Raw genomic sequence first — 15,191 nt, 5'->3', positions numbered from 1 at the left:
ACCATGGCATCAAAAATCAATCTAAAACCTGAAGAAGTTGGGGTTTATGCGATTGGTGGTTTGGGAGAAATCGGTAAAAATACCTATGGTATTGAATACCAGGATGAAATCATCATCGTCGATGCGGGTATTAAATTCCCTGAAGATGATCTTCTCGGTATCGATTATGTCATCCCGGACTATTCTTACATCGTTGAAAACGTTGACCGTGTTAAGGCTCTTGTCGTTACTCACGGTCACGAAGACCATATTGGTGGTATCCCCTTCCTTCTTAAACAGGCAAATATCCCAATCTATGCAGGACCACTTGCTCTTGCTCTTATCAAAGGAAAATTGGAAGAACACGGACTACTACGTGATGCACAACTCTATGAAATTAACGCTAATACAGAGCTTACTTTCAAAAATATGAGCGTAACCTTCTTCCGCACAACTCACTCAATTCCAGAACCTCTCGGAATTGTCATCCATACACCACAAGGTAAAATTGTTTGTACCGGTGACTTTAAGTTCGACTTCACTCCAGTAGGTGAGCCAGCAGACCTTCATCGTATGGCTGCACTCGGTGAAGAAGGCGTTCTTTGCCTCCTCTCAGACTCAACCAATGCTGAAGTCCCAACTTTCACTAATTCCGAGAAGGTCGTTGGACAATCCATCATGAAAATAATTGAAGGCATTCACGGACGTATTATCTTCGCCTCATTTGCCTCTAATATTTTCCGTCTTCAACAAGCTGCTGAGGCTGCTGTAAAAACCGGTCGTAAGATTGTTGTCTTTGGACGTTCTATGGAGAAAGCCATTGTTAATGGTGTTGAACTAGGCTATATCAAAGTTCCAAAAGGAACTATTATTGATCCTAGTGAAATGAAAAACTATCATGCCAGTGAGATTCTTATCATGTGTACCGGTTCTCAAGGGGAGCCTATGGCGGCCCTTGCACGTATTGCCAATGGTATGCACCGACAAGTAACACTACAACCTGGTGACACCGTTATCTTCTCATCTAGCCCTATCCCAGGAAATACAACCAGCGTTAACCGTTTGATTAATACCATTCAAGAAGCGGGTGTAGATGTTATTCACGGTAAAATCAACAATATCCATACCTCTGGTCACGGTGGTCAACAAGAGCAAAAACTAATGCTTCGCTTGATCAAACCAAAATTCTTCATGCCTGTTCATGGTGAATACCGCATGCAAAAGGTCCACGCAGATCTCGCTGTTGATTGTGGTGTTCCGAAAGAGAATGTCTTTATCATGGAAAATGGTGATGTCTTAGCCCTAACAAAAGATTCTGCTCGCCGTGCAGGTCATTTCAATGCTCAAGACATCTATGTCGATGGTAATGGTATCGGTGATATTGGGGCGGCCGTTCTTCGTGACCGTCGTGATATCTCTGGAGATGGTGTCGTCCTTGCTGTCGCAACTGTTGATTTCAAGTCTAAGATGATTCTAGCTGGTCCAGATATTCTCAGTCGTGGATTTATCTATATGCGTGAATCTGGTGATCTTATTCGTGATAGCCAACGCATTCTATTCAACGCTATTCGTATTGCTCTTAAAAATAAAGACGCCAGCATTCAATCCGTTAACGGAGCTATCGTCAATGCATTACGACCATTCCTATACGAAAAAACAGAACGTGAGCCAATTATCATTCCCATGATTCTCACACCTGATAACTAAAAAATGGTAGCCTGACAGCTACCATTTTTAGTATGCTACAAATCTTCAGTAAGTAAAAAGTTCTATAAACGCTGCTTCTCCTTTTATGCACCTGAATAAATGTAAGATACCACCTCTGGTGTTGTTGAATTTTATGGATTAAACTAACCACGATAGTTATCAATGTGTTGCAAATTGTTATAGTTCGACTCCAAGATTTGAATCTAACCAACTTGTGTAACAAAACCAACGTATCTAATATCCACCATCAGTCCAACATACAATCGAACGAGCAGCAGATATCAAACCAACAGCATAGCCTTGGCTAGCAGCGCTTCCTGCCCAATCGCCACCATTACACCACCAGTTACTTCCCCATAGAGTAATTTCTTTAACACCCCATGTACATTGACCAACTAGATAACGATTACACATGGAATCTATATCTGTATCAGTAACTGTTACCTCTGAATAAAAAATTTCAGATATATCTTCATCTGCTGTGGCAGTTCCTGAAACATCCGAAGTTCCACCAAGAACGAGTCTTGACCAGATAGTCATGCCATTTTCAGCAGCTAATTGATATGTAGCTACGCTATATTGGCTAGCAATTGAGAAGAACAGGTCTCCCATTTTGAACAGTATAATAATCAGCATCAGTTGTTTGAGCGACTGTAAGACCAAGCAATAATGTACTTGGGACTATTGCTAAGGCAGTATTTTTTGTTGTTTTCATATTCCCTCCTGATTAAGATTGATATGAAATTAGTTTAACATCTTAATATTTTAATGTAATTAAGAGAGAAAAAAGAAAACCAGGTAACCCTGATCTTCAAATTATTTTATTAATACAGATCTAAGTAGTTATCAATTTCCCATTGTGAAACGAAAGTAGCATAGCTTGCCCATTCCAAACGTTTCGCATCAAGGAAGTTTGTATAGATATGATTACCTAATGCTTGACGAACCACTTCATCCGTTTCCAATGCTTTAAGAGCATTACGTAGTGTTGAGGGCAAATCAATGATACCAGCCTCTTTACGTTCTTCTGGAGACATTGAGTAGATGTTTGTTTCAATTGGAGCTGGAGCTTCAATCTTATTAATGATACCATCAAGTCCGGCTTCCAAAAGAACGGCCATTGCCAAATATGGATTTGCCATTGGGTCAACTGAACGCAATTCCAAGCGTGTACCCATACCACGAGAAGCAGGAACGCGGATTAATGGTGAACGGTTGCTACCCGCCCATGCAATATATACAGGAGCTTCATAACCAGGAACCAAACGTTTGTAAGAGTTCACTGTTGGGTTAATAATTGCAGTATAGTTATATGCATGTTTCATCAAACCACCAAGGAAGTAGTATGCGTCTTGAGACAATTGCATACCATGTGGATCCTCTGGATCAAAGAAAGCATTTCCTTCTTCAGTGAAAAGAGACATGTTACAGTGCATACCACTACCGGCAATACCATATTTAGGTTTCGCCATAAATGTAGCGTATAGACCGTGTTTACGAGCGATTGTCTTAACAACCAATTTGAAAATTTGGATATTATCACAAGCTTTTAAAACATCAGTATATTTAAAATCGATTTCGTGTTGTCCAACCCCAACCTCATGGTGAGATGCTTCAACTTCAAATCCCATTTCTGTCAACACATTAACAATTTCACGACGTGTATTGTCGGCAAGGTCAGTTGGTGCAAGGTCAAAATAACCACCTTTATCGTTAACTTCAAGCGTAGGATTACCTTGTTCATCTAATTTTAAAAGGAAAAATTCTGGCTCTGGTCCAAGATTAAATGATTTATAACCAACTTCTTCCATATGACGCAATGCTTTTTTCAAGTTACCACGTGGGTCTCCTGCAAATGGTTCACCTGCCGAAGTATAGATATCACAAATAAGACCAGCGACTGACCCATTTTCATCGCCCCAAGGGAAGACTGTCCAAGTATCAAAATCTGGGTAAAGATACATATCAGATTCATTGATACGAACAAAACCTTCAATTGATGAACCATCAAACATAACTTTATTTGAAAGTACCTTATCCAACTGTTCATCTGTCGCAGGAATTTCAACATTCTTCATAATACCAAGGATATCAGAGAACATTAAACGCAAAAAAGTAACATTCTTCTCTTTGACTTCGCGACGAATATCAGCTGCTGTGATTGCCATAATAGGGGTCTCCTTTATAAAAACCAAAAATAAAAGTTCAAAGCGTAATTAAATACGCAAGTTACCAAATTGTTGCGATGGAGTCGTAAAACGACCTTGCTGAAGGAGTTCATCATGCAAGATACGTCGAACGTCCGCATCAGTTAAAGCTACTTGTTTTTGTTGTACACGAATTTTACGTTTCTCATACTCATGCTTAATTGCTGCAATATTGTAACCGTCATTCAAAAAATCTTTGATTTCCAATAAACGATCCATATCATTTAATGAGTACATACGACGATTCCCAGCTGTACGTTCAGGTTGAATCAACCCCTGATCTTCATAGTAACGAATTTGACGAGCAGTTAAATCCGTTAACTTCATAACTGTGCCAATCGGAAAAACAGCCAAAGAACGTCTTAGTTCTTTTTCTCTTGCCATGATAATTCTCCTTTCCTAACAATTATATTCTGAATGTTACTACATGTCAACAGATAATGTCACTTTTTCTTACACAATAAGAAAACCCCGAACATTGTATTGCTTAGTACCTTATATTCAAGGATTTTATTTTAAAAAACATAAAAAAGAGCTCAAGAGAACTCTTTTATTCTTATTTTAGATGTTTAAGTAACCAATCATAATCATAATTAACAAGGATTGCAATAAAGACTCCGCAAAACGTTTCAAATACTCTTGCTATCACATAGGTGAAAGTATTATCAGGTGGGATAGACAAAGTGATAATCAGAAGCGCAGCCACTCCTCCAATAACTCCAGAAGCATTATTAAAGGATACATTAATGACAATAGTCAACATTGTTAAAATAGGGACCAATAGCAAGGTCACCCAAACTGAATTGTCAAACCACATATTCACAAAATAGAATAAAAGCGATAAAAGACCCCCAACTGTATTTGCAAAAATACGTGACTTTCCAAATTGAACACTACGGTCAAAGTTCTCACGCAAACTAAAAACAGCAGTTAAACAACCAATCTGAAGTCCATCCCAGCCGAAAGCAGAGAACAATCCTAAAACAAGAAAAACGGCTATTCCGGTCTTTAGTGTACGCATACCAAACTTAAATTTTTTTGGTTCAAATTTCAATCCCATTCATTTATTTTACCATGATTTACTAGTTTTTGGGATATTTCACTGTATAATTAAAAAATAAAAAAGAATGTTAATATTTTACATTTTACAATTGAATAGTATTCAATTCAACAAAAAAAGAACGGCTCTATAATTTCTGTAGTGGGTAAAACCACTGTAGAGATTATAGAGCTTTTTAAGTATACACGAAAAGTCCCATAAGAACTATAATGAAGAGCGACAAAACCATCATTAGGAAGAACTTATGAGACTTATTAAGAATACCACAGAATTAATCGGAATTAAAAACCCTAACATCATTATTTCTCTTGTTTTTGAAACGGATACTCATATCGAGGTTCAAGCAAAACTGGATTATCCTGTATACGAAACTACTTTTTGAAGTATCCATTGGAAATCCGACAACAGGTACAATTTATCACGATGGATATGTCTGGAGCTTATATTCCACTGGCTCGCAAACTCTTTCCTAACGCCAAAATCGTTCCTGATCGATTTCACATTATCCAGCACCTTGGACGTGCCTTTTTAAAGACAAGAATTGCCATTATGAACCAGTTTAATAAGAATTCACTACCTTATTGAGATTTAAAAAATCACTGGCGACTTTTTCAAAAGGACAGTCGTAAGCTATCTCTCAACTCTTTCTATTCAAAGACCTTCAGACAAACTTTAGTACCACATGAAATCATTGAGAAGACATTGGTCTTTTCAGAAGAGATCGCTAATGCCTACAAACTTTATCAGCTTTTACTTTTTCACTTTCAGGAGAAGAGAGTAGATTAGTTCTTTGAGTTAATAGAGGAGAACATAAGCAAGGTCAACCACTACTTTCAAACGGTCTTTAGGACTTTTCTTAGACACAAGAAATCCATCAAGAATGTGCTAGAAACAGACTATTCAAACGCAAAACTCGAAGCGACTAACAAGTTGATTAAAGACATCAAACGGTTGGGCTTTGGTTTTAGAAACTTCATCAACTTTAGGAAGCGTGTCTTCATCACTCTGAACATACAAAAAGAGAAAACCTATCCGGTCCTCTCTAGATGTTAGCTTTTCGTCACCCACTACAAGTTGACAAGGAGCCAAAAGAACGCCCTATAGAACGTTCTTGATTTACTAAAAATTATTTTTCAGTCAAAGCTGCAAGTCCTGGAAGTTCTTTACCTTCAAGGAGTTCCATAGATGCACCACCACCAGTAGAGATCCATGAGAATTTGTCTGCATATCCAAGGTTGATTGCTGCAGCAGCTGAGTCACCACCACCGATGATTGATTTAACACCTGGTTGTTTCACGATAGCGTCCATCACACCGATTGTACCAGCCTGGAAGTCAGGGTTTTCAAATACACCCATAGGTCCATTCCATACAACTGTTTTAGCACCAGTCAAAGCTTCGTCGAATTTAGCGATAGATTTTGGACCGATATCAAGACCAAGGAAACCTGGGTCTACTGCTTCACCTTCAGTATATTTCACTTCAGTGTAGTCAGCAAATGCGTTTGCTTCTTTTGAGTCAACTGGCAAGATCAATTTACCATTTGATTTTTCAAGAAGAGCTTTCGCTACATCCAATTTGTCTTCTTCCACAAGTGAGTTACCGATTTCGATACCTTGCGCTTTGAAAAATGTGTAAGTCATCCCACCACCGATAAGAACTTTATCAGCTTTTTCAAGCAAGTTTTCGATTACACCGATCTTATCTGAAACTTTTGAACCACCAAGGATAGCCACGAATGGACGTTCTGGATTTTCAACTGCTTCTTGGATGTATGCAATTTCGTTTTCAAGAAGGAATCCAGCAACAGCTTTTTCAACGTTTGCTGAGATACCAACGTTAGATGCGTGTGCACGGTGAGCTGTACCGAATGCATCGTTTACGAAGATACCATCTCCAAGTGATGCCCAGTATTTACCAAGTTCAGGATCATTTTTAGATTCTTTCATGCCATCAATATCTTCAAAACGAGTGTTTTCAACCAAGAGAACTTGGCCATCTTCAAGAGCGTTAACAGCTGCTTCCAATTCAGCACCACGTGTAACACCTGGAATAAACTTAACATCTTGACCCAATTTAGCAGCCAAGTCAGCAGCTACAGGAGCAAGTGATTTACCTTCTTTATCAGCTTCTTCTTTTACACGTCCAAGGTGAGAGAAGAGGATTGCACGTCCACCTTGTTCAAGGATATACTTGATAGTTGGAAGGGCAGCAGTGATACGGTTGTCGTTAGTGATCACGCCATCTTTTACAGGTACGTTGAAGTCAACACGAACGAGAACTTTTTTCCCTTTCAACTCAACGTCTTTAACAGTCAATTTAGCCATTTGATCAGACTCCTTAATTTTTTAATACGTTCTCATTATATCACAAAATGCATAAAAGAGATAGCAAAATCAGAAGGATTTCTAGCTAATTGCTAGTAGGCTACTTTTATCATATAATCAAAATAGAAAGTCAGAATAGCAATAAAAAAACACCTAAATAAAATTCAGAAAAAAGCTAATTTCGATTTAAATATAATCCTCATACTTAGACTTATTCCTCTTCTTTCTTACTTTTAAACAAACACTCTTTTCCTATAAATATCCCATAAATGAGGAAATACTTAGTTTTGGTGGTATACTCACCAACATGTGAATATGATCTGGGCAAGCTTCAGCTTCATGAATTTCAACGCCTTTTCTTTCACATAATAACCGTAAGATTTGACCAATACTTGCTTTGTATTTCCCATAGATTATTTGACGTCTATATTTTTGGGCGAAAACAATATGATACTTACAATTCCAAGTAGTATGTCCTAAACTATTATTATCCTGTCTCATCAGGGGTCCCCCTTTTGTATATTAGTTAGGGGTCGGGAAACCTTATCTAATATAACACTTGAACTGCACCCCAAAAGTTAGATAGAAAAATCTAACTTTTGGGGTGTTTTTATTATGAAATTAACTTATGAAGATAAAGTTCAAATATATGAATTGAGAAAGCAAGGTCAAACCTTCAACCAACTTTCAAAACGATTTGGTGTGGGTGCTTCTGGATTAAGATATATGACGAGATTGATTGAACGTTACGGAATAGAAATTATCAAGAAAGGTAAGAATTGTTACTATTCTCCAGAATTAAAACAAGAAATGATTGATAAAGTGCTACTTGAAGGTCGTTCACAAAAAAGTGTAAGTCTTGATTATTGTCTTCCAAGTGGTGGAATGTTGCCTAACTAGATAGCACAATATAAAAAATGGGTATACAATTCTTGAGAAAAGAAGAGGCAGAGTACCTAAAATGGGGCGTAAACGTATGAAAACTTGGGAAGAAATGACAGAACTAGAGCGACTCCAAGAGGAGAATGAATGCTTACGTACCGAGGTGGCCTACCTAAAAAAGTTAAAAGAGTTAGAGGAAAGGGACGAAGCCTTACAGCGAGAAAGGCAGAAACAGTTAGAGAAAAGGGTTTCAGGAGGATTTCGACTCGATTTACTTCTTGAAACAGCACGTTTAGCTCGCTCGACTTACTATTATCAGTTGAAACAACTAGATGGGCACGACAAAGATGAAGAGACTAAAGGCTAAATTCAAGAAATTTATTATGAGCATAAAGGAAATTATGGCTATCGCCGAATAACTCTTGAATTGAGGAATCGTGGTTTTGTAGTGAACCAGAAGAAGGTCCAACGTCTGATGAAGCTCTTTGGTTTAAGTTCCCAAATTCGTCGTAAACACAAATATTCTTCATACCAAGGAGAAGTTGGCAAGAAAGCAGATAACCTTATTCAACGCCAGTTTGAAGCAGCCAACCCCATGGAAAAGTGCTACACAGATGTGACAGAGTTTGCCATTCCAAATAGCACACATAAATTGTATTTATCGCCTGTTTTAGATGGTTTCAACAGCGAAATTATCGCTTATAATCTCTCAACTTCACCAAACTTAGAACAAGTGAAATCTATGTTAGACCAGTCCTTCACAGAGGAGCATTATGAAAATACAATTCTCCATAGTGACCAAGGTTGGCAATACCAACATCAGTATTATCATCAATTTTTAGAGGATAAAGGGATCCAACCGTCCATGTCACGTAAGGGAAATAGTCCAGACAATGGTATGATGGAGTCCTTCTTTGGCATTCTTAAGTCTGAGATGTTTTATGGTTACGAGAAGACGTTTCACTCACTTGAGCAATTGGAACAAGCTATTGTAGACTATATTGATTATTACAACAACAAACACATTAAGGTAAAATTAAAAGGACTTGGTCCTGTGCAATACAGAACTAAGTCCTGGAAAGGTTATAATAAACTAGACACAAAGTTAAGAGAAATCGTGGAAAGGTTTATTATGGCAAGAAGAAAATTCGATAAACAATTTAAAAATTCTGCAGTAAAACTCATTCTTGAAGAAGGTTACTCTGTTAAAGAAGTCAGCCAAGAGCTTGAGGTTCATGCCAATAGTCTTTATCGCTGGGTTCAAGAAGTTGAAGAATATGGAGAAAGTGCTTTTCCAGGCAATGGGACAGCCCTAGCTAATGCCCAACATAAGATTAAATTGTTAGAGAAAGAAAATCGTTATCTTCAGGAGGAACTTGAACTTCTAAAAAAGTTCCGGGTCTTCTTGAAGCGAAGCAAGTAAAACGTTTTGAATTTCTCTTGAAACATCATGGGAAGATAAAAATTAAGCATGCAGTAAAAGTTCTTAAGGTTTCTCGCTCAGGTTTCTATGAATACATGCATCGTCGTCCTTCAAAACAACAAGTGGAGAGAGAAATTCTCTCAGAGAAGATAAAAGCTGTCTTTCATGAGCATAAGGGACGCTATGGTGCGGTTAGAATTACCAAGGTACTTCATAATACTGGTATTATGACCAACACGAAACGTGTTGGGAAACTGATGCACTTGATGGGACTTTATGCCAAGGGAAGCCGTTATAAATATAAACATTACAACAGAAAAGGAGCTTCGCTTTCAAGACCCAATTTAATTAATCAGATCTTTAAAGCAACAGCTCCTAATAAAGTATGGCTGGGAGACATGACCTATATCCCTACCAAAGAAGGCACCTTATACTTAGCCGTGAATATCGACGTTTTTTCACGTAAGATTGTAGGCTGGTCAATGTCTTCACGGATGCAAGATAAACTGGTGAGGGATTGCTTCTTACAAGCTTGTGGGAAAGAACATCCTCAGCCTGGCTTGATTGTCCATACTGATCAAGGGAGTCAATATACAAGCTCTCGTTATCAATCTACTCTTCGTCAAGTCGGTGCTCAATCTAGCATGAGTCGTAAAGGAAATCCCTATGACAATGCAATGATGGAGTCTTTTTATAAGACGCTAAAGAGGGAGCTTATTAATGATGCTCATTTTGAGACAAGAGCTGAGGCTACTCAAGAAATATTTAAATACATTGAGACCTATTACAATACAAAAAGGATGCATTCAGGTCTTGATTACAAGTCTCCAAAAGACTTTGAAAAATATAATTCTTAAATTCTCTTAACTCCGTGTCTAGTTTTTCGTTGACTTTCCATCCTTTGTGTAAATTAATTGTCTAACTTTTTGGGGTCAGTACACACTTTAGGGGGACTTTTTTGATACATCGCTAAAAGCTTTTCGGAACCACTAGCACAGCTAGTGGTTTTCGTGAGAAAAAAAGAAGAGCCTAAACTCTTCTTCCTATACAATTGAATTATTTAGCGATTTTCGCGAAGTATTCAAGAGTACGTACAAGTTGTGAAGTGTAAGACATTTCGTTGTCGTACCATGAAACAACTTTAACCAATTGTTTACCGTCAACGTCGAGAACTTTAGTTTGAGTTGCGTCAAACAATGAACCGTAAGACATACCTACGATATCTGAAGATACAATCGGATCTTCTGTGTATCCATATGATTCGTTTGTAGCTGCTTTCATAGCTGCGTTCACTTCATCAACAGTAACGTTCTTTTCACAAACTGCTACCAATTCAGTAACTGATCCAGCTGTAACTGGAACACGTTGTGCAGATCCGTCAAGTTTACCGTTCAATTCTGGGATTACAAGACCGATAGCTTTAGCAGCACCAGTTGAGTTAGGAACGATATTTGCAGCAGCAGCACGTGCACGACGAAGGTCCCCACCACGGTGTGGTCCGTCAAGGAGCATTTGGTCACCAGTGTAAGCATGGATAGTAGTCATCAACCCTTCAACAACACCAAAGTTGTCATTAAGTGCTTTAGCCATTGGAGCCAAACAGTTTGTAGTACATGAAGCGCCTGAGATAACTGTTTCAGTACCATCAAGGATATCGTGGTTAGTGTTAAATACAACTGTTTTAACATCATTTCCACCAGGAGCAGTAATAACAACTTTCTTAGCTCCACCAGGGTGCAAGTGTTTTTCAGCAGCATCTTTCTTAGCGAAGAAACCAGTTGCTTCAAGAACGATTTCTACACCATCATTTGCCCAGTCAATTTGTTCTGGATCACGTTCTGCAGAAACTTTAACGAATTTACCGTTAACTTCGAATCCACCATCTTTTACTTCAACAGTACCGTCGAAACGACCTTGAGTTGTGTCGTATTTCAACAAGTGTGCAAGCATAACCGGATCAGTAAGGTCGTTGATGCGTGTAACTTCAACACCTTCTACGTTTTGGATACGACGGAAAGCAAGACGACCGATACGGCCGAAACCGTTAATACCAACTTTAACTACCATTAGTGATTTCCTCCTTATGAAAATCGAATAAATATAATTTTGAGAGCAAACTCTCACTATTGTGAAAAGATTAACTTGAGGGTTTTCATTTAACCTTTTAACATACCTATTATATAATTTTTTTCAGGAGAATGCAAATAGAAAGAGGCACTTACTTTCATAAGCACCTTAACTTAAAAACTTCTAATTAAGCTTCACCAGAATTTTTCTTGATGATTTCTTCTTGAACTGATTTTGGAACATCTTCATAGTGATCAAATACCATCATGAATGTACCACGTCCTTGAGTTGCAGAACGAAGTGTTGTTGCATAACCGAACATTTCAGCAAGTGGTACATAGGCACGAACGGTTTGGGTGTTACCGTGTGCTTCCATACCATCAACACGTCCACGACGAGCAGTAACGTGACCCATAACATCACCAAGGTTCTCTTCTGGAACAGTGATAGTTACAAGCATCATTGGCTCAAGAATAGTTGGTTGTGCAGTCTTAGCAGCTTCTTTAAGTGCAAGAGATGCAGCAATCTTAAAGGCAGTTTCAGATGAATCGACATCGTGGTATGAACCATCATAAAGCTTAGCTTTAATGTCAACCATTGGGTATCCAGCAAGGACACCATTAGCCATTGATTCTTCCAATCCTTTTTCTACTGCAGGGATGAATTCACGTGGAACCACACCACCAACGATGGCATTTTCGAATTCGAATCCTTTACCTTCTTCGTTTGGAGTAAATTCAATCCAAACGTCACCAAATTGACCTTTACCACCTGATTGGCGTTTGAAGAATCCACGTGCTTGTGTTCCAGCACGGAATGTTTCACGATATGATACTTGTGGGGCACCAACATTGGCTTCAACCTTGTGTTCACGTTTCAAACGGTCAACAAGGACATCAAGGTGAAGTTCACCCATACCAGAGATAACAGTTTCACCAGTTTCAGGGTTAGTTTCAACACGGAATGTTGGATCTTCTTCAGCAAGTTTTTGAAGACCGATAGCCATTTTATCTTGGTCAGCTTTAGTCTTAGGCTCAACCATCAATTGGATAACTGGTTCTGGAACTTCGATTGACTCAAGAATAACTTTAGCTTTTTCATCAGTCAACGAGTCACCAGTTGTAGTATCTTTCAAACCGATAGCAGCAGCGATATCACCGGCATAAACTTGTTCAATTTCTTGACGGCTGTTAGCGTGCATTTGAAGGATTCGTCCGACACGTTCACGTTTACCTTTAGAAGTGTTCATTACGTAAGAACCTGATTGAAGGATTCCTGAGTAAACACGGATAAATGTTAAACGACCTACAAATGGGTCAGTCATGATCTTGAAGGCAAGAGCTGCAAATGGCGCTTCATCAGAAGCAGGACGAGTTTCTTCTTCGCCTGTATCTGGGTTAATACCTTTGATGGCTGGAATATCAAGTGGACTTGGAAGGTAGTCAATAACCGCATCAAGCATCAATTGAACACCTTTGTTTTTGAAGGCTGAACCACAAAGAACTGGGAAGAATTCAACGTTAATTGTAGCACGACGAATAGCTGCTTTCAATTCATCGTTAGTGATTTCTTCACCTTCAAGGTATTTCATCATCAAATCTTCGTCAGTTTCAGCAACTGCTTCGATCAATTTTTCACGGTATTCGTATGCTTGATCTACGTATTCAGCTGGAATATCTTCTTCAAGAATATCTGTACCTAGGTCATTAGTATAGATTTCAGCTTTCATTTTAATCAAGTCAATGATACCACGGAAGTCATCTTCAGCACCGATTGGTAATTGAATTGGGTGTGCGTTTGCTTGAAGACGATCATGAAGTGTGCTTACTGAGTAAAGGAAGTCAGCACCGATTTTATCCATTTTGTTAGCAAATACGATACGTGGAACACCATACTCAGTTGCTTGACGCCAAACTGTTTCAGTTTGAGGTTCTACACCTGATTGTGAGTCAAGAACGGTTACGGCACCATCCAATACACGGAGTGAACGTTGTACTTCGATAGTGAAGTCCACGTGTCCTGGTGTATCGATGATGTTAACACGGTGACCATTCCATTGCGCTGTTGTAGCGGCAGAAGTGATTGTGATACCACGTTCTTGTTCTTGCTCCATCCAGTCCATTTGTGATGCACCTTCGTGAGTTTCACCGATTTTATGAATTTTACCAGTGTAGTAAAGGATACGCTCTGTTGTAGTTGTTTTACCAGCATCGACGTGGGCCATGATACCGATATTACGAGTTTTTGCAAGTGAAAATTCGCGTGCCATTAGGTTTATTCTCCTATAAATATTTTAGTTTACTTATTTATTATAACATTATTGTCAAAAAACGGATAGGCAGGACCTACCCGTTCTTCAATGATATTCAACTGGTTTTCAAACGATATAAATTATACAATTTGAACCAAAACCAAAACTCAAGCTGTTACAGTTCCAAAGCCTCAGCTTATGAATAATATATGACTGTAATACAGCTTGAAACTTATAATTACCAGCGGAAGTGTGCAAAGGCACGGTTTGCTTCAGCCATTTTGTGAGTATCTTCACGTTTCTTAACTGCTGCTCCAGTGTTGTTTGCAGCATCCATGATTTCTTTTGCAAGACGTTCTTTCATAGTGTGTTCACCACGCGCACGTGATGCGTTAACCAACCAACGAAGACCAAGAGTTGTACGACGTTCTGGACGAACTTCAACTGGGACTTGGTAGTTTGAACCACCAACACGACGTGCACGTACTTCAAGTACAGGCATGATGTTGTCCATAGCTGTTTCGAATACTTCAAGAGCATCGTTTCCAGTTGCTTCTTTGATTTGCTCGAAAGCATCGTATACGATTGTTGCAGCAGTACCACGTTTACCATCAAGCATTACACGGTTGATAAGACGTGTAACAATTTTTGAATTGTACAATGGATCTGCCAATACTTCGCGTTTAGGCGCTCTATTTTTACGACTCATTTTATCTTATCTCCCTTCTTACCCTTTAGGACGTTTAGTACCGTATTTAGAACGGCTTTGTTTACGATCAGCTACACCTGCAGTATCAAGTGCACCACGGACGATGTGGTAACGTACCCCTGGAAGGTCTTTTACACGTCCACCACGGATAAGAACAACGCTGTGTTCTTGGAGGTTGTGTCCGATACCTGGGATGTAAGCAGTAACTTCGATAAGGTTGCTCAAACGTACACGAGCAAATTTACGAAGGGCTGAGTTAGGTTTTTTAGGTGTCATTGTTCCAACACGTGTTGCAACACCACGTTTTTGTGGTGAAGATACGTTAGTTTGAACTTTTTTGTGGCTGTTGTAACCAACGTTCAAAGCTGGTGATTTAGATTTAACAACTTTTGATTGACGTGGTTTACGAACCAATTGGTTAATTGTAGGCATCTACATTCTCCTGTGTTTTTTATTTTTGGTTGATATGGCACTGGTGACAATCCATATCTGTGTGTACTTTTGCAACTTATGTCAGCACGTCTCTGTACACTTTTGAGAGACCAAAAGTAAAAAGTACCGTCTGATATAATACCATATT

11 protein-coding genes and 4 pseudogenes are annotated in these 15,191 nt (G+C 38.8%); 5 read left to right on the top strand and 10 right to left on the bottom strand.

Annotated elements, in window-relative coordinates:
* The first annotated feature begins 3 nt into the window (after window positions 1-3).
* Window positions 4-1,686, top strand: coding sequence for a ribonuclease J1 (gene rnjA / locus NST05_RS02155; protein WP_084829108.1), 1,683 nt, complete (start codon window positions 4-6; stop codon window positions 1,684-1,686).
* A gap of 143 nt (window positions 1,687-1,829) precedes the next feature.
* On the opposite strand, the pseudogene NST05_RS02150 reads toward rnjA, so the two are convergent.
* The 4 genes and pseudogenes from NST05_RS02150 to NST05_RS02135 all read right to left on the bottom strand — a co-directional run bounded on the left by NST05_RS02150 (window position 1,830) and on the right by NST05_RS02135 (window position 4,953).
* Window positions 1,830-2,401: pseudogene (locus NST05_RS02150) on the bottom strand (CHAP domain-containing protein).
* Window positions 2,402-2,510: 109 nt separating this feature from the next.
* Window positions 2,511-3,854: a type I glutamate--ammonia ligase gene (gene glnA / locus NST05_RS02145; protein WP_084829110.1), complete on the bottom strand. Its 1,344-nt coding sequence runs from the start codon at window positions 3,852-3,854 to the stop codon at window positions 2,511-2,513.
* A gap of 48 nt (window positions 3,855-3,902) precedes the next feature.
* Entirely contained in the window at window positions 3,903-4,277 is a 375-nt protein-coding gene (locus tag NST05_RS02140; RefSeq protein WP_011681642.1) for a MerR family transcriptional regulator, read from the bottom strand.
* Between the two features lie 172 nt (window positions 4,278-4,449).
* On the bottom strand, window positions 4,450-4,953 hold the full coding sequence (locus tag NST05_RS02135; protein WP_011681643.1) for an FUSC family protein: 504 nt from the start codon (window positions 4,951-4,953) through the stop codon (window positions 4,450-4,452).
* 244 nt (window positions 4,954-5,197) lie between these two features.
* On the opposite strand from NST05_RS02135, the gene NST05_RS11025 reads away from it, so the two are divergent.
* A complete protein-coding gene (locus NST05_RS11025; protein WP_170169612.1) occupies window positions 5,198-5,335 on the top strand; it encodes a hypothetical protein in 138 nt (45 codons plus the stop codon).
* Window positions 5,317-5,999 (top strand): annotated as a pseudogene (locus tag NST05_RS02130) (ISL3 family transposase); the annotation flags it as partial. The gene NST05_RS11025 and the pseudogene NST05_RS02130, both read left to right, overlap by 19 nt.
* Window positions 6,000-6,079: 80 nt before the next feature.
* Here the strand turns inward: NST05_RS02130 and NST05_RS02125 are convergent.
* Both NST05_RS02125 and tnpA read right to left on the bottom strand, forming a co-directional pair.
* Complete coding sequence (locus NST05_RS02125; RefSeq protein ID WP_084829111.1) at window positions 6,080-7,279, bottom strand: phosphoglycerate kinase; 1,200 nt, start codon at window positions 7,277-7,279, stop codon at window positions 6,080-6,082.
* Window positions 7,280-7,534: 255 nt separating this feature from the next.
* Window positions 7,535-7,780: pseudogene (tnpA, locus tag NST05_RS02120) on the bottom strand (IS200/IS605 family transposase); the annotation flags it as partial.
* A 114-nt stretch (window positions 7,781-7,894) separates the two neighbouring features.
* On the opposite strand from tnpA, the pseudogene NST05_RS02115 reads away from it, so the two are divergent.
* Together NST05_RS02115 and NST05_RS02110 are read left to right on the top strand one after the other, a co-directional pair.
* Window positions 7,895-9,239, top strand: a pseudogene (locus tag NST05_RS02115) (IS3 family transposase); the annotation flags it as partial.
* A 54-nt stretch (window positions 9,240-9,293) separates the two neighbouring features.
* A protein-coding gene (locus NST05_RS02110; RefSeq protein WP_095559415.1) for an IS3 family transposase occupies window positions 9,294-10,441 on the top strand; the annotation gives its coding sequence in 2 pieces (ribosomal slippage) (window positions 9,294-9,546 and window positions 9,546-10,441; 1,149 coding nt in all).
* A gap of 199 nt (window positions 10,442-10,640) precedes the next feature.
* On the opposite strand, the gene gap is transcribed toward NST05_RS02110, so the two are convergent.
* The 4 genes from gap to rpsL all read right to left on the bottom strand — a co-directional run bounded on the left by gap (window position 10,641) and on the right by rpsL (window position 15,043).
* Window positions 10,641-11,651, bottom strand: coding sequence for a type I glyceraldehyde-3-phosphate dehydrogenase (gene gap / locus NST05_RS02105; RefSeq protein ID WP_084829112.1), 1,011 nt, complete (start codon window positions 11,649-11,651; stop codon window positions 10,641-10,643).
* 187 nt (window positions 11,652-11,838) lie between these two features.
* Window positions 11,839-13,920, bottom strand: coding sequence for an elongation factor G (gene fusA / locus NST05_RS02100; RefSeq protein ID WP_340742887.1), 2,082 nt, complete (start codon window positions 13,918-13,920; stop codon window positions 11,839-11,841).
* Window positions 13,921-14,140: 220 nt separating this feature from the next.
* Complete coding sequence (rpsG, locus tag NST05_RS02095) at window positions 14,141-14,611, bottom strand: 30S ribosomal protein S7 (protein WP_084829114.1); 471 nt, start codon at window positions 14,609-14,611, stop codon at window positions 14,141-14,143.
* Between the two features lie 18 nt (window positions 14,612-14,629).
* A complete protein-coding gene (rpsL, locus tag NST05_RS02090; protein WP_084829115.1) occupies window positions 14,630-15,043 on the bottom strand; it encodes a 30S ribosomal protein S12 in 414 nt (137 codons plus the stop codon).
* Window positions 15,044-15,191: the final 148 nt, after the last annotated feature.

The sequence above is a fragment of the Streptococcus sp. FSL E2-3494 genome (genome assembly GCF_038007085.1).
Taxonomy (GTDB): domain Bacteria; phylum Bacillota; class Bacilli; order Lactobacillales; family Streptococcaceae; genus Streptococcus; species Streptococcus thermophilus.
Note: the sequence above shows the minus strand (reverse complement) of the source record. Positions and strands in the feature narration are given on the sequence as shown.